Annotated in this window: 18 protein-coding genes; 5 read left to right on the forward strand and 13 right to left on the reverse strand. The window is 69.4% G+C overall.

Going from position 1 to position 20,892, the window contains the following annotated elements:
* Positions 1-84 precede the first annotated feature (84 nt).
* Together ND748_RS00085 and ND748_RS00090 are read left to right on the forward strand one after the other, a co-directional pair.
* Complete coding sequence (locus ND748_RS00085) at positions 85-1,938, forward strand: glycoside hydrolase family 15 protein (protein WP_251743229.1); 1,854 nt, start codon at positions 85-87, stop codon at positions 1,936-1,938.
* Between the two features lie 39 nt (positions 1,939-1,977).
* The gene (locus tag ND748_RS00090) at positions 1,978-3,435 is read left to right on the forward strand and encodes an MFS transporter (protein WP_251743230.1); all 1,458 of its coding nucleotides are present in this window, start codon (positions 1,978-1,980) and stop codon (positions 3,433-3,435) included.
* Between the two features lie 14 nt (positions 3,436-3,449).
* Here the strand turns inward: ND748_RS00090 and ND748_RS00095 are convergent, their stop codons facing one another.
* From ND748_RS00095 to ND748_RS00110, 4 genes are all read right to left on the reverse strand, one after another.
* Positions 3,450-3,833, reverse strand: coding sequence for an SHOCT domain-containing protein (locus ND748_RS00095; protein ID WP_251743231.1), 384 nt, complete (start codon positions 3,831-3,833; stop codon positions 3,450-3,452).
* Between the two features lie 190 nt (positions 3,834-4,023).
* The gene (locus ND748_RS00100) at positions 4,024-4,770 is read right to left on the reverse strand and encodes a ribonuclease BN (RefSeq protein WP_251743232.1); all 747 of its coding nucleotides are present in this window, start codon (positions 4,768-4,770) and stop codon (positions 4,024-4,026) included.
* Positions 4,771-4,961: 191 nt separating this feature from the next.
* The gene (locus ND748_RS00105) at positions 4,962-6,437 is read right to left on the reverse strand and encodes a DUF2252 domain-containing protein (protein ID WP_251743233.1); all 1,476 of its coding nucleotides are present in this window, start codon (positions 6,435-6,437) and stop codon (positions 4,962-4,964) included.
* Between the two features lie 48 nt (positions 6,438-6,485).
* Positions 6,486-6,833: a carboxymuconolactone decarboxylase family protein gene (locus ND748_RS00110; RefSeq protein ID WP_251743234.1), complete on the reverse strand. Its 348-nt coding sequence runs from the start codon at positions 6,831-6,833 to the stop codon at positions 6,486-6,488.
* A 255-nt stretch (positions 6,834-7,088) separates the two neighbouring features.
* Between ND748_RS00110 and ND748_RS00115 the strand changes: the two genes are divergently transcribed.
* On the forward strand, positions 7,089-8,489 hold the full coding sequence (locus ND748_RS00115; protein WP_251743235.1) for a hypothetical protein: 1,401 nt from the start codon (positions 7,089-7,091) through the stop codon (positions 8,487-8,489).
* A 35-nt stretch (positions 8,490-8,524) separates the two neighbouring features.
* Here ND748_RS00115 and ND748_RS00120 read toward each other — a convergent pair whose 3' ends face one another.
* The 3 genes from ND748_RS00120 to ND748_RS00130 form a co-directional block, all read right to left on the reverse strand.
* On the reverse strand, positions 8,525-9,826 hold the full coding sequence (locus ND748_RS00120; RefSeq protein ID WP_251743236.1) for a diacylglycerol kinase family protein: 1,302 nt from the start codon (positions 9,824-9,826) through the stop codon (positions 8,525-8,527).
* A gap of 437 nt (positions 9,827-10,263) precedes the next feature.
* Complete coding sequence (locus ND748_RS00125; RefSeq protein ID WP_251743237.1) at positions 10,264-10,659, reverse strand: hypothetical protein; 396 nt, start codon at positions 10,657-10,659, stop codon at positions 10,264-10,266.
* A gap of 78 nt (positions 10,660-10,737) precedes the next feature.
* A complete protein-coding gene (locus ND748_RS00130; RefSeq protein ID WP_251743238.1) occupies positions 10,738-11,445 on the reverse strand; it encodes an SDR family oxidoreductase in 708 nt (235 codons plus the stop codon).
* A gap of 188 nt (positions 11,446-11,633) precedes the next feature.
* Here ND748_RS00130 and ND748_RS00135 point away from each other — a divergent pair, with 188 nt between their 5' ends.
* Together ND748_RS00135 and ND748_RS00140 are read left to right on the forward strand one after the other, a co-directional pair.
* A complete protein-coding gene (locus ND748_RS00135; protein WP_374215812.1) occupies positions 11,634-12,602 on the forward strand; it encodes an AraC family transcriptional regulator in 969 nt (322 codons plus the stop codon).
* Between the two features lie 48 nt (positions 12,603-12,650).
* On the forward strand, positions 12,651-14,108 hold the full coding sequence (locus ND748_RS00140; RefSeq protein WP_251743240.1) for a restriction endonuclease: 1,458 nt from the start codon (positions 12,651-12,653) through the stop codon (positions 14,106-14,108).
* Between the two features lie 156 nt (positions 14,109-14,264).
* Here the strand turns inward: ND748_RS00140 and ND748_RS00145 are convergent, their stop codons facing one another.
* From ND748_RS00145 to ND748_RS33655, 6 genes are all read right to left on the reverse strand, one after another.
* On the reverse strand, positions 14,265-14,636 hold the full coding sequence (locus tag ND748_RS00145) for a DUF86 domain-containing protein (RefSeq protein ID WP_251743241.1): 372 nt from the start codon (positions 14,634-14,636) through the stop codon (positions 14,265-14,267).
* Positions 14,626-14,916 (reverse strand): nucleotidyltransferase family protein, encoded by a 291-nt coding sequence (locus tag ND748_RS00150; protein ID WP_251743242.1) that lies wholly within the window; start codon positions 14,914-14,916, stop codon positions 14,626-14,628. Before ND748_RS00150 ends, ND748_RS00145 begins: the two co-directional genes overlap by 11 nt.
* 519 nt (positions 14,917-15,435) lie before the next feature.
* The gene (locus ND748_RS00155) at positions 15,436-16,137 is read right to left on the reverse strand and encodes a hypothetical protein (protein WP_251743243.1); all 702 of its coding nucleotides are present in this window, start codon (positions 16,135-16,137) and stop codon (positions 15,436-15,438) included.
* Positions 16,138-16,376: 239 nt separating this feature from the next.
* A complete protein-coding gene (locus ND748_RS00160) occupies positions 16,377-17,453 on the reverse strand; it encodes a hypothetical protein (RefSeq protein ID WP_251743244.1) in 1,077 nt (358 codons plus the stop codon).
* Positions 17,450-18,022, reverse strand: coding sequence for a sigma-70 family RNA polymerase sigma factor (locus tag ND748_RS00165; RefSeq protein ID WP_251743245.1), 573 nt, complete (start codon positions 18,020-18,022; stop codon positions 17,450-17,452). The genes ND748_RS00160 and ND748_RS00165 overlap by 4 nt, the downstream gene beginning before the upstream one ends.
* Positions 18,023-18,451: 429 nt before the next feature.
* Positions 18,452-20,602, reverse strand: coding sequence for a beta-propeller fold lactonase family protein (locus tag ND748_RS33655; protein WP_285901394.1), 2,151 nt, complete (start codon positions 20,600-20,602; stop codon positions 18,452-18,454).
* Positions 20,603-20,892: the final 290 nt, after the last annotated feature.

The following is a 20,892-nucleotide window of genomic DNA, read 5'->3' on the forward strand; positions in this document are numbered from 1 at the left end:
CGGCGATGGTCGGCGGGACGGACGATGGGCGCTGGGGGCTGCCGGTCCTGCTCATGGTCTGCGACGTTCGCGGGAGGAACCACCATGAACAACTACCCACCGATCGCGGATCACGGCCTCGTGGGCGACCTGCAGACCGCGGCGCTGGTCGCCGCCGACGGGACCCTGGACTGGTGGTGCACCCCGCGGTTCGACTCGCCGAGTGTGTTCGCCTCGTTGCTCGACAGCGATCGTGGTGGTCACTGCCGCCTGGCCGCCGATCTCGGCGAGGCCGACGAGGCCGCTGTCCGGCAGCTCTACCTGACCGATACCGCCGTGCTCGTCACCCGGTTCATGGCCCCGGGCGGGGTGGGCGAGGTGCTCGACTTCATGGAGCCCGACCCGTCGACCACCCCGTCGGCGCGGCATCGGCTGATCCGGGTCGCCCGGGTGGTTCGCGGCAGTCTGCCCTTCGAGCTGCTGTGCCGGCCACGGTTCGACTACGGTCGCGCGCCCCACACGTTGCGCCATCTTGACGACGGGTCGGTGGTGTTCCACGGTCCTGACACGGATCTGCACGTGCAGGCGACCGCCCCGATCGTGCTCCATCCGGACGGCCACGACGTCTCCGCCCGCTTCACCCTCGACGCCGGCGAACTGGCCGCGGTCGTCCTCACCAGCGACAGCGGTGACGCCGCCGCCCGCGGCGGACGCCCCGGCGGTCCGCCGCCCACCGTGCAGGCGATCACCGCCGCGTTCGACGCCTGCCGCGCCTTCTGGCTGACCTGGCTGCGCGCCTGCCGCTACCGAGGCCGGTGGCACGAGATGGTCACCCGCTCGGCGATCACCCTGAAACTGCTCACCTACGCTCCCACCGGCGCTCCCATCGCCGCTGCCACGATGGGTCTGCCCGAGCAGATCGGCGGCGAACGGAACTGGGACTACCGCTACACCTGGATCCGCGACGCCTCCCTGGCGGTCCACGCCCTGACCACTCTGGGCTTCACCGACGACGCGAACGCCTACCGTCGCTGGCTACGCGAGCGCCTCGACGCGGGCTGGACCGCGTCCGGCGAACCGCTCCAGATCATGTACCGCGTCGACGGGGAACCCCACCTGACCGAGGAGATCCTCGATCATCTGGAGGGCTACCGCCGCTCCGCGCCGGTCAGAGCCGGCAACGCCGCCGCCGACCAGATTCAGCTCGACATCTACGGCGAGGCCGCCTATGCCCTCGCCGAGGCGAGAGACATCGGCGGAGTCCGCGGCTGGAACGCCTTCACCGCCGTCATCGACTGGCTCACCGACCACTGGGACCGCCCGGACGAAGGTATCTGGGAAACTCGCGGCGGCCGGCAGAACTTCACCTACAGCCGCCTCATGACCTGGGTCGCGTTCGACCGGGCCATCGGTCTCGCGACCGCCTATTCCCGTCCCGCCGACCTCACCCGCTGGCAGACGGCCCGCGACACCGTCTTCCGGCAGATCATCGACCGCGGCTGGAACGACAAGCGCCGTGCCTTCGTCCAGCACTACGACACCGACGTCGTCGACGCCTCCCTGCTGCTCATGCCCCGCGTCGGTTTCCTCGCCCCGAACGACCCCGACTGGCTGAGCACGCTCGACGCGATGAACGACGAACTCGTCAGTGACAGTCTCGTCTACCGCTACAACCCCGCCGCCTCCCCCGACGGCCTGCGGGGCTCCGAGGGCACCTTCAACCTCTGCAGCTTCCTCTACGTGCAGGCCCTCGCCCGCGCCGGCCGCCTCGACCAGGCCCGCTACGCCTTCGACAAGATGCTCACCTACGCCAACCACGTCGGCCTGTTCGCCGAGGAGATCGGACCGTCCGGTGAACAGCTCGGTAATTTCCCCCAGGCCTTCACGCACCTCGCGCTCATCGACGCCGCCATCGCCCTCGACGAGGAGCTCGACCGCGCCGAGCACCTGGCCCGCTGACCGCCGGCGGCGCGACGGGAAGCGAGGTACGCGGCGACCATGACCGAGCCGACGCCCGACGCGGACCCCCGCACCCCGCCACGGTCGGCCGGCGCCGACCGACGAGTCCTGGCACCGCTCGCGCTCGCGCAGTTCATCTGCAGCTTCGCCGGGTCGAACATGAACGTGATGATCAACGACATCAGTCGCGACCTCGACACGACCGTCCAGGCCGTTCAGGTCGTCATCACGGTCTTCCTCCTGGTCATGGCCGCGTTGATGATCCCCGGCGGCAAGCTGACCGACCTGCTGGGCCGCAAACGCTGCTTCCTCATCGGGCTCGCGGTGTACGGGACGGGGGCTGTGCTCAGCGCCGTTGCGCCGGGCGTGGGTGTGCTGCTCGTCGGCAACTCGATCCTGGAAGGCATCGGAACCGCCCTGCTGATCCCCCCGGTCTACATCCTCACCACGTTGCTGTTCACCGACCTCACCGCCCGCGCCCACGCCTTCGGGATGATCATGGCTGCTGGTGGGCTGGGGGCGGCGGCGGGCCCCCTCATCGGCGGCCTGATCACCTCGGCGATCAGCTGGCGGGCGGCCTTCGCCTTCCAGGCCCTGGTCATCGCGCTCATCATCGCGCTGAGCCGGTCCGTCCCCGACCCGCTCCCGCCGGACCCGCACCGTCACTTCGACATCCCCGGCGCGGTCCTGTCCGCAGGCGGCCTCACCCTGATCGTCATGGGCATCCTCGCCGCCGACAACAGCCTGGCCCTCACGGCCGCCCTCCTCGCCGCCGGCATGCTCGTGCTGGCCGGATTCCTGCACTGGGTACGCGTCGAGGAGCGAGCCGGCCGGGAGCCGCTGCTGTCCACCAGTCTGTTCCGCAACCGAAACTCGAACCTCGGCCTGGTCACCCAGAACATTCAGTGGCTGCTGCTCATGGGCTCGTCCTTCACCGTCGCCGCGTACCTCCAGGTGGTACGCGGCTACGACGCCGTCAGGACCGGCCTCATCTTCACCGCGGCCACCGTCGGTCTGCTCGCCTCGTCGCTTGCCGCCGAGCGGCTCGCGAAACGACGCTCCCAGGGCACTCTGATCACGGCCGGATTCGCCCTGACCATCGCCGGAATCGTCCTGCTGATCGGCCTGGTCGCCGGATCACGCAGCCCGTGGGCGTTCGTTCCCGGGCTGTTGCTGATCGGTCTCGGCCTCGGCGTGATGCTCACCCCCTCGGTCAACGTCGTCCAGTCCTCCTTCTCCGAACAACGCCAGGGCGAGATCTCCGGCCTCTCCCGCAGCATCTCGAACCTCGGCTCCTCCTTCGGCACCGCCATCGCCGGAACCATCCTCGTCGCCGGCCTGACCACGAACGCCTACGCCACCGCCATGGCCGCACTCGCCGTCATCGGCGTCCTCGGCCTGGTCGCCGCCGTGCTGATGTCCCGGACCACCGCCGGGGCCGACACGCCGGATGCGGATGGCGGCCGGCCCGACGTCAGCGCCCGCAGGCCTGACTGATCTCATGTCGGGGTTCAGGTCAGAACGCGAGACTTCGCCCGCTGGAAGTCCTCCTCACTGATCTCGCCGTTCCGGCGCAGGTCGGCCAGCTTCGCCATCTCGTCGGCGACCCCCTGGGACTGCACCGCGGACGGCTGGAACCCCTGGTACACGGCCTGCTGGCGCTGCCGGTCCGCAAGTGCCCGCTCACCCATCGAATCGCCACGGAAGATGGTGTACGCCAGCACGCCCAGAAGCGGGAGCACGATGACGGCGGTCAACCAGCCGGCCTTCCCCCAGCCGGAGAGGTCGCGACTGCGAAAGATGTCAGATATGACGACGAAGAGCAGGTACAGCCACAGCATGAACCCGAAGAACAGCAGCATGGTCCAGAAGGCCGAAAGAAGCGGATAATCCATGATGAAACCCCCTCGCGCAGGTCGCCATCGGATACCGGCGATGTCTCGTTGAGAGGCTTACCCGAACTGTGCGTCACCACACGTTTCGCGGTCCTGGCGGGGAGTGGGCGAGAATCGGAATCCGTCGCCGGCGTCGGGGTGGATCGACGCACATTTCAGGGGTGTGATCCATGAGCGGCCACGGGCGCGTTCACCTGGCCGCGGATCTCGCGCGTCGCCTGAATGCGCGGAGGACGGACAGGCCCTGCTCGTTGTACCAGCCGCCGACGATCGCCCCGCCGGTGAGAACGACCCCGAGTCCGATCAGCCACGAAAGAAGCGTGAAGACGACGCCGATCTCGCCGTAGTTCCGTTCGTTCTCGACGATCGACGTCGAGAACAGCAGCCGGCTCACCACCCCGAGGCCGGTCAGGCCGATCGTGGTGAACACGGCCACGGGCAGGATTTCCCGCCAACGCAGCCGGCCGCGGACAAGAATCCAGGTGCCGATCCAGAACAGCAGCACCATCGCGGCGACGACGATCAGGCCCTGGCAGATCTGGCCGACGACCGTGCCGGTGAGCACCGCCCCGGTGGCGGTGGTACCGGCAAGAAAGACGATCAGTCCGGCGAGCCAGACCACCTGAGCCGGCACACCGCGCAGGCCGAACGCCGGAAGCCGGAAGACCCGCAGGTACACCGACTGCACCGCTCCGGCCAGGCTCAGTCCGCCCAGCGTCAGCCAGAGCGCGCCGAGGACCGTCCACCCGGACTGCGCGGATCCGCCGCCGCCGCCGTCGGGGGTGAAGAGACGCTCGACGGCCATCGCGGCGTCGTGGTTCAGCCCCATCCGCCTGACGATGATCTCCGCCGCGCCGCCGGGGCGCAGTGGTGACACCGCGGCCAGGGTGATGATGAACGGGAAGAACAGCATCAGGATAAGTGCGGCAAGCGTCATCGCACCGTTTATCAGATCGCTCTCCCGCAACTGGCGGGTCAGGTCCTCCGCCGACGAATCGCGCCATCTGTCGCGAAACCCACCGCGCGGTCGAACCACACCTGCAGCATTACTCAAAGTGAGTGTCGGCGCATCCCGCCGGCCCGAGGCGGCGACCGCCGCCCCGGCGGGCGGGTCCCACCCCCGCCCGTTCAGACTGCCGTGCTGATCCGTCCGGACCGCGCGGCCTCGGCGAGTGCCGCGTGATCGCGTTCGTTCTGGTCGGCGTAGGCCTCGGCGAACCGGGTGATCGCCTGGTCGAAGGCGTCTCCGGCGCCGAGGTAGGCCGCGATCGCGACGCGGTCACCCGAGCGGGCGTGGGCCCGGGCGAGGGTCGCTCCGCACAGCCTCGCGAACAGGGCGAGCCCGTCGGGGTCCATGCGTTCGGGGAGCACGACGCCCTTCCAGTCCTGCAGCTGGCGGACGTAGAAGTCGCGGTGCCGCCCGTCGATGCCGCCCGCCCGCTGCCAGCCGAGGAGGATGTCCCCGACGGCCTGCATCAGACGTTGTCCGGCGACGACCCGCTCCCCCTGGTTGCCGTACCGGCTGGCGGGCAGGTGATCCGCCAGGACCGACGCCTGCGCCTCCTTGACCTGCAGCAGCAGCGGATCGTCGCGGTCGCGGCCGAGCAGCAGCGCCACCCAGCAGCGGGTTCCCACGCTGCCGACGCCGACGACCTTGCGTGCGACGTCGACGAGCCGATACTGGGCGAGCAGCGACCGCCGGTCGTCCGTCAGGGTGGCGCCGTACTGGTCGATGATGGTGGTGAGCTGATCCGTCAGCAGGTCGCGCTCAGCTCCGTGGAGCAGCTCGCGGACCGGGACGAGCAGCGGCGGGTCGGAGACGAAACGCGGATGGCCGTCCGTAACCTCCGTCAACCGGGCGAAGGCCCGTAGCCGGTCGCGGGACCGGGCGGTGGTGGCCGCGCGGGACAGGCGCCGGGTGTAGCGCCGCCCCAGCACGTCGGCGAGCTGGGCCCGCAGCTGGTCCACGTCGACGTGGGCGTACCAGACGTCGAGGTTGGTCATGGCCGCGAACCGGCGCATCCAGGCCCGGTACGCACCGATCGCCGCGGTGACGGCGGCCCGTCGCCGCGCCGGCGTGAACCCGTTGCCACGGCCGGCAATGACCAGGCTCGCGGCCAGCCGCTTCACATCCCATTCCCACGGGCCGGGAAGGGTCTCGTCGAAGTCGTTGATGTCGAACATGAGGTGCCGCTCGGGGGAGGCGAGCAGGCGGAAGTTGAGCATGTGCGCGTCGCCGCAGAGCTGGACGCCGATCCCCGAGACCGGGGTGCCGGCAAGGTCCGCCGCCATGATGGCGGCAGCACCACGAAAGAACCGGAACGGTGACTCCAGCATGCGCTGGTAGCGCAGCGCGACGAGCTCGGGCAGCCGGGTCTGCGACTGCCGCTCGAGCACGTCGACGGGATCGGCCCGGCCCGACGTCGGCGCGTACTCGCCGTGGGTCCGGCGCGGGGCGAGGATCCTCGTGCCCTTGCCCCAGGCCGCGCGTTCGGCCGGCGTGAGCTGTTCGGACCTCGCCGACAGCCGTGACTGCTCGGACCTCGCGGACAGCCGTGGCCGCGAACCGGCCGCGACCGGCGACGGGCTGACGACCGCTGCCATGCTCCACCTCACCCCGCTGCCGTTACTCCGGGTTCTCGGCCAGGATCGTTACTCCGGGTTCTCGGCCAGGATTTCGTCCAGGCCGAGCGCGCGTAGGACGTTCCCGGCCGCCGACACGACCCGGGCACTTCCGACGATCGGTGCGATGGCGGTGGTCACGCCCTGCGCGTCGGCGGCGGTGAGGCCTGCCTCCTGGGCCGCGGCGAGGTGCATCAGATAGGAAGCGGGCGCCGAGTCCACGGCGACGAGCGCCGCCAGGCGCACGAGATGGTAGGTGCGCTCGTCCAGGCCCGAGCGCTCACGGGTGTCCAGGTGCATCTGTACGATCTCTTCGAAGACCGGCGCGTCACCGTGCGCGATCGCGCCAAGTGTCCGCTCAGGAGCCTGTGTCGTCATTACTCTCCCCTTGTTTCGACCACTTGCGTTTCAGGGATATTTTCCTCCTATTGGCTGCCCGAGACCGACGGACGCAAACCTACAACGTCAACGGATCGAGGCAGAGGAAGCGGATTTCGCTATTTTTCGGAGTTTCTCGGCGTCACATTCCCGAGCCGTCCGCCGGCAGTTTATGGCTACCCCTCGCCGGGAAGGACGCGCACCGCGGGACCGTGATGGCGGCCGCCCCGGGCCGAAAGCAGGAGGGCTGCGCTCATGGTTGCCAGTGCTGGCGGCGGCTCCAACGGTCCGTCGCGTCCGGACGACAACCGTCCCCTGGTCGTCGGGGAGCGGGCGGAGTACGAGCGGCTGCGCAGCGCGGCGGCGGTGCGCCACGACCGGCTACGGAGTGTCGGGGCATCCGTCCTGCTCCTGCTGGCCGCCGTGCTGGCGCCGCTCGCCGTGGTCGCCACCTGGGCCCACACGACGATCTCCGACTCCGACCGGTACGCGGACACCGTCGCCCCGCTCGCCACCGACCCCGCGGTGCAGAACCTGGTGATCGACCGTCTGACCGAACAGGTCGTCAGCAACGTCAACGTCGATCAGGTCGCCGCGTCGCTTGCCGGCGTCCTCAAACGCAACGACGCTCCCCCCGCTGTCGTGGACCACGCCGACGCGCTGGCCGGTGCGCTGAAAACCGCCCTGACCAGCGCGGTGCGTCAGGTGGTTCAGGGGGTGGTCACCAGTGAGCAGTTCCCGCTGATATGGGAAAACGCGAACCGGCGCGCACATGCCGCCGTGGTGAAGGTTCTGACCGGTAAGGGCGGCAGCGCCGTGCAGGCCAAGGACAACACGATCGTGGTGGACATCGGCCCGGTCGTCGACAGTGTGCAGAAACGGCTGGCCGACGCCGGCTTCGAAAAGGCCGGCAGGATTCCCGACGCCGACCGACAGATCGTCCTGCTGCGGACGGACAAACTCACCAAGGCGCAGGACGCCTTGCGCCTACTCGCCATCCTCGGCCGCTGGCTGCCGGTCGCCGTGGTGGCCCTCGCCGCGCTGGGCGTGTGGCTGGCGCCCTCGCACCGCGCCGGACTCATGGCCACGGGCATCGGAATCGGCGCGACGATGATCGTGCTTCTCGTCGGACTGGCCGTCGCACGCCAGGTCTATCTGGACTCCGTCCCGCCCGACACCCAGCCGCGGGACGCCGCAGCGGCCATCTACGACACTCTCGTCCGCTTCCTGCGAGACAGCGCGCTTACCTGGCTGACCATAGCCGTCATCATCGTGGTCGCTGGATATCTCTACGGGCCGGGACGCGGCGCCCGGGCCGTCCGCTCCGGCGCCGCCCACGCCACCGGAGCCGTCGGTCGGGCCGCGGGCCGGGTGGGTGTGCGTACCGGCGATGCGGGCCGCTGGTTGGACAGGCATCGCCGCCTCACCAACGGGATCGTCATCGGGGCCGGGGCGCTGGCCCTGGCGCTGTGGAACTCCCCGTCCCCGTCCTCGGTCGCCCTCGTCCTCGTGCTGGTTCTGGTCACCCTGGCTGCGCTGGGTGTCCTTGCCGCCGCCGGCACCACCTCCACTACCACTACCACTACCACCCGACCCGATCCCGGGCGCCCCGATGGCGGGCCCTACGACGGCATCGTGGGGCCGCCGAGCAGCTGACGCCCACGCCGCTACGCGATACGCACGGGCACGGTTCAGACCGGCGGGCGGCCGACGGCGATGCGGATCAGCGCGGGGAACATCCCCCAGACGCCCGGCCGCGCGGCCGGGACCCCGGGCGCGTGCAGCGGAATCCGAACGCGCACAGCCGCCGGCAGCAAGCGGAGATCCAGCGGTGGCGGCAGGCGCAGCGCCTCCCCGTCCACGCCGACGCTGACCGGTCGTGCGGAGTCGATGCGCATGGTGGGGCTGGTCCACTGGCGGAAACCGCGGAACCGGCTGATGGCACCCATGGACTCGAGCGCGACGAGGGCGGGTAGGTCGCGGGCGCGATCGACGCGCAACGCCGCCACGCCAAGCCGGCCGCTGTCGAGCCGGGGCCGGGTACCGAAACCACCAAGGCTGTGTAGCTGGTAGGCGTTGTTCGACACGAGTAGGACGTCCGCGGTCGATCCGGCTCGACCGTCCGGGCCGGTGAAGCGAAGATCCGGCGCAGCGCGGTCCACGCCCAGCAGGTCGGGCAGCATCGCGGCCGCCGTTCCCATCTTGGCCTCACGGTAGCTGTCGGACTGCACGATCTCGGCGTAGACGCCCAACGAGACGTTGTTGACGAACACACGCTCCCCGAGCTGACCGAGGTCAACGCGCTGCTCGACGGCGGGATCGAACGCGTCGAGCGCCCCCGCCACATCCTTCCGGTCGAGGCCGAGGTCGAGGGCGAAGTGGTTACGAGTACCGGCTGGGACGCAGACGAACGCCATCCCTCGCCGCCGCGCCACGTCCGCGACCAGTGCCTGCGATCCATCGCCGCCCGCCATGCCCACCACGTCGGCTCCGCGGTCGGCGGCGTCCTCGGCGAGGGAACGCAGATCAGCGCGTTCGGTGAGGGTGACGACCGCGATCCCCCGCCGGGCGGCCTCCTGGGCGAGATGGTGGCGGTCGGCGGCGCCACCCCCGGAGCGCGGGTTCACCAGCAGGACGCCGCGCCGGGCGGCTCCCACCAGGAGCCCCTTCGGTCGGTGCCGTCCGAAGGCGCCGCGCGCCGCGGTTCCCGACGTGACGAGCAGGCCCGCGGTGACCAGCACGGTGGTCAGGCCGACCACCCCCCCGAAGGCGATCAGGCCGCCGAGCGTGCAGGCCGCCACGACAGCCGCGCTCACGCGGCGCAGCCCCCGTCCGACCAGCGCCGTCCAGCCCGCCACCAACGCGATCGTCACAGCAGCGACCGAAACCGGCAGAGCAATCGGCCGATCGATCAGCCGGGCGACGATGACAGCGACCGCCGCGGCGAAGCTCACCAACGCCGCGCACGCCGCCACCCGCCGGGGGCGGGACACCGGTGCTCCCGCCCGCCACCCCAGCCGGTGAACCATCCAGGAAAGCACGATGACCCATCCTTCCGAGCCTCACGGCGCCGAATGCCGGCGGACGCCGAGGAGGGGGAGGACCAGCGCGCGGAAAGCCACCCGACCTTCGTATCCGCTCAGTTTCCGGTCACGGAATTGCTCGATGAGATCCAGGAAGGAAGTAACTCATCTCCCACCCTCTTCCCGTATCGACCCCTCCACCGTCCCATCCCGTGACCTGGGTCAGCAACTCGATCAGGAGCGGAAAACCAACCGATACGGGCGAAGAGGGCGCGGTCTCTCGTCGCGTCCGCCTCGAAGGCCGGAAGTGCCACGCGGGACCGGCACGGCATGACCAGTGGCTTGAGTGACCTGTAGCCGGATTGCGGTGGGCGCGGCCGGCGTCAAACCCGGGCGTTTCACGCTGGTCAGGCGAGTGACACCGTCCAGTCGCCGTACTCGCGGGCCACGTCGGTGACCGTCAGGGTGCCCGACCGGGTCGGGCCGTGCGTGCTCAGGGCCTGCTCGAGCGGGGTGATCAGCATGTTCTCGAGCGCGGAGCCGACGCCGTGGTCATCGGGGTGCAGGTCATCGAGGTGCAGGTCGGCGAGGTGCAGGTCGGCGGTGAGCTCGACGAGGAGGCGGGCGCGGGCGCGCGGGCCGAGGGTGAGATCGATGCCCTGTTCGGTGCGGATGCGGGCGACGAGCCGGCCGACGAGCAGATCGACGATCCGCTCGATGTCGGCGCGGTCATTATGGTTCGGCACCATACAAGTGTCGCCGGGGATGGTGAAGCTCCGGCCGGTTCGGGCCAGGTCGATCAAGACCCACGTCCTTCGCCAAGCGGACCGGCTCGTGATCCACATGGGCCTCGGCACCACCGCATTACCGATCACGGTCGATCAGACCCGCTTGGCCAACTCCGGATAGATCGCCGCCACCCCGCCGGACAGCCCGGCCAGCAACTGCACGCTGGTCTCGTCCACCAGGATCTCGAACGCCCCGGCCTGCACGCCGTCCAGCGTGATCTTCGCGGCGGACGCCGGGTCCAGCTTGGGCAGGTCGATCCCGCGGGTCATGTCCGTGTCCATCAACCCGACGTGCACCCCCGTGACCGCGGTGCCCTGCCCGGCCAGCCAGATCCGCTGCGCATTGGTCAGCGACCACTGCGCCGCCTTGGACGCCGCGTACGGTGCGATGGACGGCTCGCTGAACCAGGACGCCGCGGACAGGATGTTGACCACGGCACCGGTCCCGGCCGCCGCCAGCTGCGGCGCGAACGCCCGCGTCACCGCCAGGGTGCCGAAGTACTGCACGTCCATATGTGCCCGGATGTCCCCGATCGACCCCGACTCCAGCGACGCCCCGTTGGCGATCCCGGCATTGTTGATCAGCACCGTCACATCCCCGGTCGCGGCGACCGCCGCCGCGATCGACGCCGGATCGGTGACGTCGAGCTGGACCGGGATTGCCCCGGGCAGATCCACCGACGCCGGGGTCCGGGCCCCGACGTACACCTTCGCCCCGCGGGCCAGCAGATGCTCGGCCAGCTGCCGGCCGAAGCCGCGATTGCCGCCGGTTACCAGGGCCGTGCTGCCCAACAATTCCATGATCTGCCCCAGGAGAATGACGGGCTCCTCAGCCCGTGACGATTGCCGACAGCAATCACCGTATGGACCGCCCCTGCACCGGTCGATGCTCGAAAGCAGCAGGAAAATATCCGTCTGACTCATCCTGAGCCACCCGTACGACGCAACGGCACCCGATGACCCCGGCCGCGCTCGCTACCCTGACCGGCATGGATCTCCTGGCCGACGTACTCGCCGTCTCCGGCGTCCGCGGCACCCTCGGCGCTCGCATCGAAGCCGGTCAGGACTGGGCGGTGTGGTGGAGCGACTGCCCCGGCGCCGCCTTCTACGCCGTCACCACCGGCACCGCCTGGCTCACCCTGCCTGGCCACGAACCCTGCCAGCTCCTGCCCGGCGACGTCGTCCTGCTGCCCACCGCCAGCGGCCACACCCTCGCCAGCCACCCCGAGGCCACCGCCCCCGCCTGCGACGCCACCGCCGCCGCCGCCGACCACGCCCGCCGCCACAGCGACGTCCTGCGCTTCGGCACCGGCCCGGTCCAGACCCACATCCTCGGCGCCGGCTACGACCACGACCCCGCCGTCACCACCCAGGTCCTCGCCCTATCCCCCGCCCTATCCCCCGCCCTCGTTCACCTGCGCGCCGACCACGGCACCCCCCTCGACGACACCGTCCGGCTCCTGGCCCGCGAACTGGCCCACCCCCAGATCGCCTCCGTCGTCGTCCTCAACCGCCTCGTCGACATCCTGCTCGTGCAGCTCCTGCGCGTCTGGCTGTCCACCGAACCCGCCCACTGCCAGGGATCCTGGCTCGGCGCCCTCAGCGACCCGATCATGAGCCAGGCCCTGACCAAACTCCACCAGGACCCGGCCCGCCCCTGGACCACCGCCGACCTGGCCGCCGAAATGGCCGTCTCCCGGGCCACCCTCACCCGTCGCTTCCGCGCCGTCACCGGCCAGACCCCCGGTGCCTACCTCACCCAATGGCGCATGGACCTGGCTGCCCTGCGCCTGCGCGACACCGACGACCCCCTCGAGACCATCGCCGCCGCCGTCGGCTACACCTCCGTGTACGCCTTCAACCGCGCCTTCAACCGCGCCCGCGCCCAACCTCCCGGCCGCTACCGGATCACCTCCCGGCAACCGACCCCCACCGGGGCCCGCACCAGCTCCGGCTGAACGACAACGCCCACTTGTCGCTTTTTGTTCCAGGTACCAAGATCTGGGATGCTGTGTTCATGGCGGACGGAGGACGTCGTAGAACGTTCGGCAACTGCACGATGGGCGGCCGTAGAAGGTGTCCGAAAGGTTTGGGGTTCCGGTGCGGATCGCGCATGGGGTGGCGCCATCACTAGCCTGGAGCAGCTGCGAGGCTTCATCCTCGAGGAGGTACTGGCCCGGCTCCTTTACGAGAGCGGGTACCGCCTCCTGGTGTCCGAGACACAGGACCCCGAGGCGCTCAGACGGGGCGCGCACGGGCTCCTCGTTCGAGGCCGAGGCACCGATCACCAAGCCGACGTGCTCGGCGAGTTGACGTTGCCCGTCCCCTTCTCGCTACCACTGCGCGTGTTTGTCGAAGCAAAATATCGCGCCGCGAAGACGGGCCTCGGTGACGTGCGGAACGCGCATGGAGTCATTCACGACGTCAACGAGCACCACTCGACAGCCTCAGCGGGTACCCGCGCAATCCCGATGCGGCGTTACCACTACCGGTACGTTTTGTTCTCCACTTCCGGGTTCACCAAGCCGGCCCAGCAGTTCGCCCTCGCCCAGCAGATCTCCCTTGTGGACCTGTCGAGCCCAGGATTCGCCGGGCTGTTGGGCGCCGCCGACAGGGTCGCGCAGGGGCTCTATGGCCTCGCTGAAGAAGCGCAGATATCACCGTTTCCGACCGGGCAGGTCCGCACCGCTCTCAGGCTGGCGTTCGGCACCTGGACCGACAGGGAATCCGACGATATCGATGACGTAGACACCGATGATGCGGTCAGCTTCCAGCGGCGCACGAGTCGAGCCCGATGGGCAAACCAGCTGAACCCGGCGCAGCGGGAGCTTCAAACACTTCCCCTAGATCGTCTGGAGTCTCTCGCGGCCGAGCTCGCCGGACGGCTCGGCGAAAATTTGGTCTTCGCCTTCCCGTCTGCGCCCTTTGTGCTGGCTCTGCGGCCCTCCGATCTCTCCGCGCTCGACACCTACGTCGCTCGCAATGGCTCCGAGGTAGACGTGAACATCCTATTCGTGACCCGACGCGAGGTCACCGGAGACTGGATGATCGTGCCCGCCGACGGTTCACGATCCTTTCAGCTCCAGTTCTCGTTACCGGCGCTACTCGAAGACTGGATTCTTCACGACGAGCGCACAGCGGCGCGTCGCGCACGCGGCATCAAGGCCGAACTGCTGTCCTCGATCTCGCTGTTCCGAAACGGCCGCCTCATCCGGCTACAGTACGAACGCCATGGCGGATCTCGCGTTCCTGATCTGGGCGACATCCCGGGTGATCATGGCAACCTTCGACGTCGCTCCCGAGGCCTGGCGACGCCACCTCGACCTCCACCTGGATGGGTTGCGCCCCGAGGCGGCGCACCCGCTGTCCGTTCCACCGATGACCGCCGAACAGGTCGCGACCGCGCTGCGTGCCGGCTAACTCGGTCTATTTGCACAGGTCAGACGGTTCGTGGCGCAGCATAGCGGACCATGCGTACCAGCATCCGAACTGTTCGATCTTGGTTGTCGTCCCTGAAATCACTGTCCGACCGGTCACAGACCGGCCGAGGCTTGGAGACGCTTCCGTCGCCGCTCCATCGTCACCTGCCGCCGGACATAGAACGCGAGCCAGACGCGCGGTCAGTGCGGCTGGTCGAGTTGGCTGGCGATGAATGGGAACTCGGCTTTGAGGAGCGTCAGCAGTTTCTCCCGGAGTTCCCGCAGCGCGGTCGTGGCGATCCGCCACACAATTGACCAATCGACCTCGAAGTACGCGTGAACGGCGATGTTGCGGAATCCGGTGACGGACCGCCACGGCACGTCCGGCCACCGTCCGCGGATCTCGGGCGATACTCGTCCGGCCGCCTCGCCGATCACCAAAAGTTTCTGCAGGACGGCACTCTGAATCAGATCGCTGTCCAGGAACGCGGCCTCGTCGACCTCCTGGACGAATGCCAGCGCGGCGACCGCGGCTTCGATCATATCGACGAGGTAGAGCTCATCACGCCGCATAAAGGACCCGAGCCTCCGCGAGCACTCGATCGCGGATGACCCACTTCAACCGGGACTTGGGCACCAGGTCGACACGGCGACCCACGATCTTTTCAAGATCATCCCGAAGGTCGACGATCTCGAAGCCAAGCGTCGAGTCGGGCGCCAGCACGTACAGCAGGTCGACGTCCGAGGAGTCGGTGTCCTCGCCGCGCGCCACCGAGCCGAAGACGGACAACTCGGCGACGCCATAGCGCCGGCACACCTCGGCAATCCGGCTGTCACGAAGATCGATGGTCACATCGCCATTATCACCTCCGGACAGCCACGACCGCACGACCCAGGCACCGCCTCACGCGCGACGCCCGCGGCGTCCTGCGAGTAGCCCTCCGTCAGTTCGGCGAGGCGGGGCGTACGGGCGCGGCCAGTGGCATGGCTCAGGGTTACATGACGCCTGTCGATCCTGCCACCGGCCGCGCGGGTGCTGCACACGGTATGGACACACCGTGGTCGTACACACCGTGATCGTGACGATGCTGGCCTCGCCGGGGGATTGTCAGGCGGTGGTGTTGGCGAAGGCTGCGCCGCGACGGACGTCATCGGGGTCGACGGCGGGACCGTTCACGTCCAAGGCTGCCATGAGTGCGGCCGTCGGAACCTGGTAGCGCCAGCCGAGTCGCATGACGCGGCACGGGAAGCGCTGCTCATGGACCAGCCTGTAGGGCGGTGCTGACGGAGATTCCGACGGCTCGTGCGGCGGTGCTCAGGTCCATCACGGTCGGCAGTTCGAACAGCTCGGGAAAGGTGAGTCGCCGGCCAGTCACGCCGCTTTCCCATCGCCGTGGCGGTCGGCCTGGTCACGTGCCAGTTTCAGGCCGAGCCGCTGGGCGACTGCGCCGAGGCGCTCGCCCTCTATTGTAACCGGATCAACATCGCCGCTGCTTTTATCCATGGCGAGTGTACCGTCGCCGACCAGACGCTGGAAAGCGGCAATCGCTCGCGACGCATCGAAGGGCGAGGCATCGAGCGCCCGGACGAGCTCGATGTCGGCGGTGGGGGTTTCCGGTCGTGGGCGTGAGACAGTGCGTCTAACATGACGGTACGTATTCCGCCAGAGTGTGCGGCCAAGGTCCGGCCGGTCCAGGTCCGCAACGCGGGCCGTCGCAAGAAAGGTGCTAACGGCTTCGGCTTCCAGCTCTGCAAGATCAAACTGAACCCCGTGGCTACGGCAGCGCCAGCAGATCTTCCGGAGCCCGGGCGTCATCATCCAGATTGTGATGACGTCCCAAGGATCGGTCTTTTCGCGGGCAAGCTGGAGGAGGCGCGACCAGATGCCATCGCGTAGGTCGGCCGGCGTGTCGGCGTTCAACATGATGTCACGTAGCGCCTTTACCGAGTTTCGAAAAACCTGGTGGCCGCCGTCGGCCGCCGGGACCTCCAGGGTGAGGCTCGAGATGAGCGGTGAGTGGGAGACGTGGGCTTCGACAGAATCAAGAACGCGGGCGCAGAGCAGGATTGCCAAATCAGTTCCTCCTCGGTGCGGGCGACGGCCGTTTCTTCGTCACGTTCCGTCGTAGCAGCACTGCCCCAACATAAAGGCGACATGTGCCTCTTGGCGTGGTCCCGTCGTGAGCCTCGTGGCGCTACGGCGATGGGCCTCCGTGGCAGGGACCTCGGCCATCAAAGCCCCCCTGGCGGTGTGCGGGAGTGATTGTTCCCGAGCTGGTCGCAGCGAGGGGGCTGCGACCGGCCGAAAGGGAATCAACCGGTTTGTCCTACCGCTGTGACCTGCCGCTCCACAGTGAACTGGGTGTAGTCGGCCACGGTGGGGCGTTTCGGCAGCTTCAGACCGGGCGGCGGAGAAGGAAGGTAGACGGTCTCGACGACCAGTTCCTCCCCATCGCCAGACAGCAGCAGATAACCGAACGCCGTGGTGAGGCTTTCCGGTCCGGACACCTGCACACCGACAGCCCGCCCGTCGCGCCCCGCCCGGTCGGTGACCCTCCCCGCGTCGAAGACACCGGGCGCCTCGGCGAGGACCTCGAACAGCGCCGCGTTCTGTGCGGCGGTCGTGTCACCTTCACGCAGCCGGCCCAGCACGGCGAGGGCGACGTCGGTACCGCTCGGGATGCGACCCTGGGCCCGCACCGGTGCCTCAAGGGCGGCGCGCAGCCGACCGGGATCGGTGGGCAACGGAACCTCGCCTGCCTCGGCCGGTATCTCGGTCAGCCCATGCCGGGTCGGAGCGGGTTGCGGGCCACCGACATCGTGTCCGGCTCGGTCGACCTGCTGCAGAAGCCGGTCGACGTGCCGCGATCCGTCCGGTCGGCGCCATTCGGCCACAAGGTAGGTGGTGGCGGTCGTGGTGGCCTTCCGCCGAGCGACGGTCACGTCGAGGCCGTAGGTCTGACGCACCGTGTAGCGCACGGGTCCGACACCCACGACCGCGGCGGTCCGCTGGTCGCGCGCGGCAGCCAGCAGCGTCCCGACCGCCGCCTGCCGATCCCCACCGGTCACGGTCAGCAGCGGCGTCGGCAACAGCGGCGCCGCCGTGGCCGTGTCACGCCCACCGATCACGTTCACCGCGGTCAGCAGCAAAGCCAACACCACCACGGCGGCCGCGGAGGCGACCGTCGCCCGTGCCCGCAGCCGGCCCCGCCACCCAGGCGAGTACTCCGCTGAGACCCGCAACGTCCGCAACACCTCTGCCGCCCGCCGCCGCTGCGCACAAGTCGGTGGCCGCTGCGGAGACGGATCTGTGCCGGCCAGCAGCATCCGGACGGCCCGCAGGTCGTCCTCGGCAGCGCTGCCGTCGGTGTCGTGGTCGGTCGATGTCATCGAGACCTTCCCAGGGCAGACGAAGACGGCGAAACGTCTGCGGGGACAGGCCCCTCGACGAGGGCCTGCAACCGGCGGCGGGCGCGGTGCAGCCGAACCTTCGCTGCGGCCGGGGAGACCGACAGCGCGGTCGCGAGCCCGGCCACGTCCAGGCCCTCCCACACCGCAAGGGTCAGGATCTCCCGGTCGTCCTCCGACAGACGTTCCAGGACGCGCACAGCCTGATCGCGGCGAATGGCCTTGTCGGCGACAACATCCACCCCGGCGGTCGAATCAGCCGTGGCCGCCGAACCCGTCATAGACAACTTGGCGGTGAGCCGAACGGCCCGAGCCTGCGACCGGCGGCGATTGCGTACCGCGTTACCCGCGATCGCATACAGCCATGGCAGTACCTCCGCGGCGTCGGCCGGCTGTTTCTCCCACGACCGCCACACCACCAGGAAGGTCTCCGACACCACGTCCCAGGCGGCAGCGTCCTCACCGAGCCGGCGCCGCGCGAAACGCAGAACAGCCAGGTGATGGTCCTGGAACAACGCCTCGGACAGCGTCGCGGAGGAACGCGGCGGCACGGAAGATCCTTCCTCAGGCATCTCCCCTACAGGTCCGACCGGCAGTCAGAGTTACAACCCCACCCACCCGACCACCACCTGTCGATCTTCACGGCGACCGGCCTGCCGCAAAAGGCTCACCGCCGACGTACTGACCACGCACCTGTGCGGCCAGACACACATCGGGCTGTACCCCCTGCTCGACGGCGACCGGCGCTGGTCGCTCGCCGCCGACCGCGACTCCGCACTGACCATTCACGTAGTCAGCCTCGACCACATCATCCGCTCGAAGGAAACGCGAGCAGGACGCGTTGCTCGTCGGCGGGCAGCCGCGCCAGGCACGGCACCGCCGGGCCGCCGGCTCGGCCGGTAGCTGTGTCAGCCACCGGCCGAGCGCGGGGTCCTGTCCTGTTGTGGAGCGTTACTTCTGAGGGTCTGCCGTACGTCTGGTCAGGGCTTCGTGGCCAGCGCGGGCGTGGGGGACGGTGCCGGAGCCGGAGCCGGAGCCGGGCTCGGAGCTGAGGTCCCAGAAGAGGTCCAGGTGATCGTGACCTCTCCGTTGCCGCCGTTGACGGTGCCGGAGTTGACCCCGCTCGTCAGAGTCGGGTTCACGATGCTCGACGCGGCGAACGAGCTTCCACCAGCGCCCCCGCCCCCGGCGCCACCGTAGCCGCCGAAGGTGCCGCCGCCCCCGGCGCCGCCACCACCACCGAAGTAGCCGCCGCCCGCGCCGCCGCCTGCGCCACCACCGGAAGTGGTGGCGTTCGGGTCTGCGCAGGCCGGGGTGTAGGCCCCGTTGCAGGGCAGGTTCCCGGCTCCGCCGGTCCCGCCGGTCCCGGACCTGCCGTCAGTACCGTCGCCGCCGCAGCGCGGATCGGTCGACGGGCTACTCACCGGGGGGTTTCCCGCGCCATGACGGCACGCGTTCAGCCCTCCGCTGCCTGCGACGGTCTGGGTTCCGGCCTTGCCCGGGACGCCGGCATTACCACCATCCACGAGCGCCCCACCGTCGGTGTCGGCGTCGCCCCCGGCTCCGCCGAGCGCGTTGCCCTGACCGCCGACGCCGCCGGCACCGCCGCCGCCGCCGGCGACCAGCACCCGGGCGGACAGGTCACAGGCAAGTGCGGCACACCCTGCCGCGGCCAGGCGGACGTCGGAGGAGCCGCCGCCACCGGAGCCGTTACCGCCGTTGGACGCGGTTCCGCCGTTCGCACCGGAGCCGTCACCAGGCCCGCCTGGCACGCCGGCGTCGGCCCCGCCGAATCCGCCGAGTGCTCCCGATCCGCCGGACGGGCCGTTACTCATCCCGCCCGAGCGTGATGCCGCAGTTCCATCGGCGCCTTTACCCGCCACGTCCACCTGTAGGACCTGGCCGCTCGTCAGACCCGTCAGGGTCCCGGATGCCCGGCCACCGCTGCCGCCGGGACGCCCGGTGATGTCCCCCGCCGGGGACGGGTGCGCCGCGTCACCAGCGACGAAGTAGTGCCCACCCTGGGCGCCAGTCACTGTGATCTCGACCGACTCCACACCCGCGGGCACGGTGAAGGTGTCCGATCCGGCTGTGTGATAGGTGCAGGTCATCGTCGTCGTGTCGGACTGCGCACCGGTCTTCCCGCACACTGGCCCGGCCGCTACGGCCCGCGCTGGGGCGATCGCGATCCCTACCGGTCGGTCACCGACGGAAATGGGGCTTCCGGGGGTGTTGGTGGCCACGTCGATCGGCGTCACCGAGTTACTGTCGCGATTAACAGCGTAGGCGGCTACGCCGTCCGGTGTAACCGCAATGGCGAACGGCTCGACACCCCCCGTCGCAATAGTGGTGCCAGGGGTGTTGGTGGCCACGTCGATCGGCGTCACCACGTTGTCGCGCTCATTGGTGACGTACACGGTCTTTCCGTCGGGCGTGATCGCGATTCCGACTGGGCGGTCACTGACCGGAATGGCTTTCCCGGGAGTGTTGGTAGCCACGTCGATCGGCGTCACCGTGGAGCTGCCGGCGTTGGCGTTGTCGGTGACGTACACGGTCTTTCCGTCGGGTGTGATCGTAACCCACTGCGGGTTGTTCCCGGCGGGGATCGGCGTGCCAGCGGTGTTGGTGGCCACGTCGATCGGCGTCACCGTGTTGCTCGCGGCGTTGGCGACGTAGGCGGTTCGACCATCGGGCGTGATCACGATGCCGTGCGCATCGTCACCCACCGGGATGCGGGCGCCGGGAGTGCCCGTGGCCACGTCGATCGGCGTCACGTCGTCGCTGGCGTTGTCCACGACGTAGGCGGTCTTGCCATTGGGAGTCACGGCGACCCCGAACGGGAACTGGCCGACCGGGATCGGGGTGCCGGGCGTGTTGGTGGCCACGTCGATGGGTGTCACCGTGTTGTCGGCCCGGTTCGTCACGTAGACGGTTCTGCCGTCAGGCGTGACCGTAAGCCCTCTGGGGCTCGCTCCGACCGGGATCGGAGTGCCGGCAGTATTGGTGGTCACGTCAATCGGAGTCACCGTGTTACCGAAATTGTTAATCACGTACGCGGTGGCCGCGGCCGGCTTCGTGCCAGGGCCCTGCGTTGGCCCCGACGTCGAAGTCGGAGTCGGAGTCGGGGACATGGGCGACTGAGAGGGACTGGTCGACGGGGTGGGGCTGGGCGACGCGGAGGTACCCCAGGAGATGGTGACCTGGCCGTTCCCGTTGTTGATGGTCCCGGTGTTGACACCAGTGGTCAGAACGGCGGAGCTCACCGTCGTGGCGGCGAAGGAGCTGCCCCCGCCGCCACCGGCACCTGCTCCGCCGCCACCGATGCTGGTGCCACCGCCGCCCGAGCCTCCACCGCCACCGAAGTACCCGCCACCGCCACCGCCACCAGCGCCACCGCCTGACTCCGTGTCATCGGGGTTGC

The sequence above is a fragment of the Frankia sp. AiPs1 genome (assembly GCF_023716945.1).
Classification (GTDB): Bacteria; Actinomycetota; Actinomycetes; order Frankiales; family Frankiaceae; genus Frankia.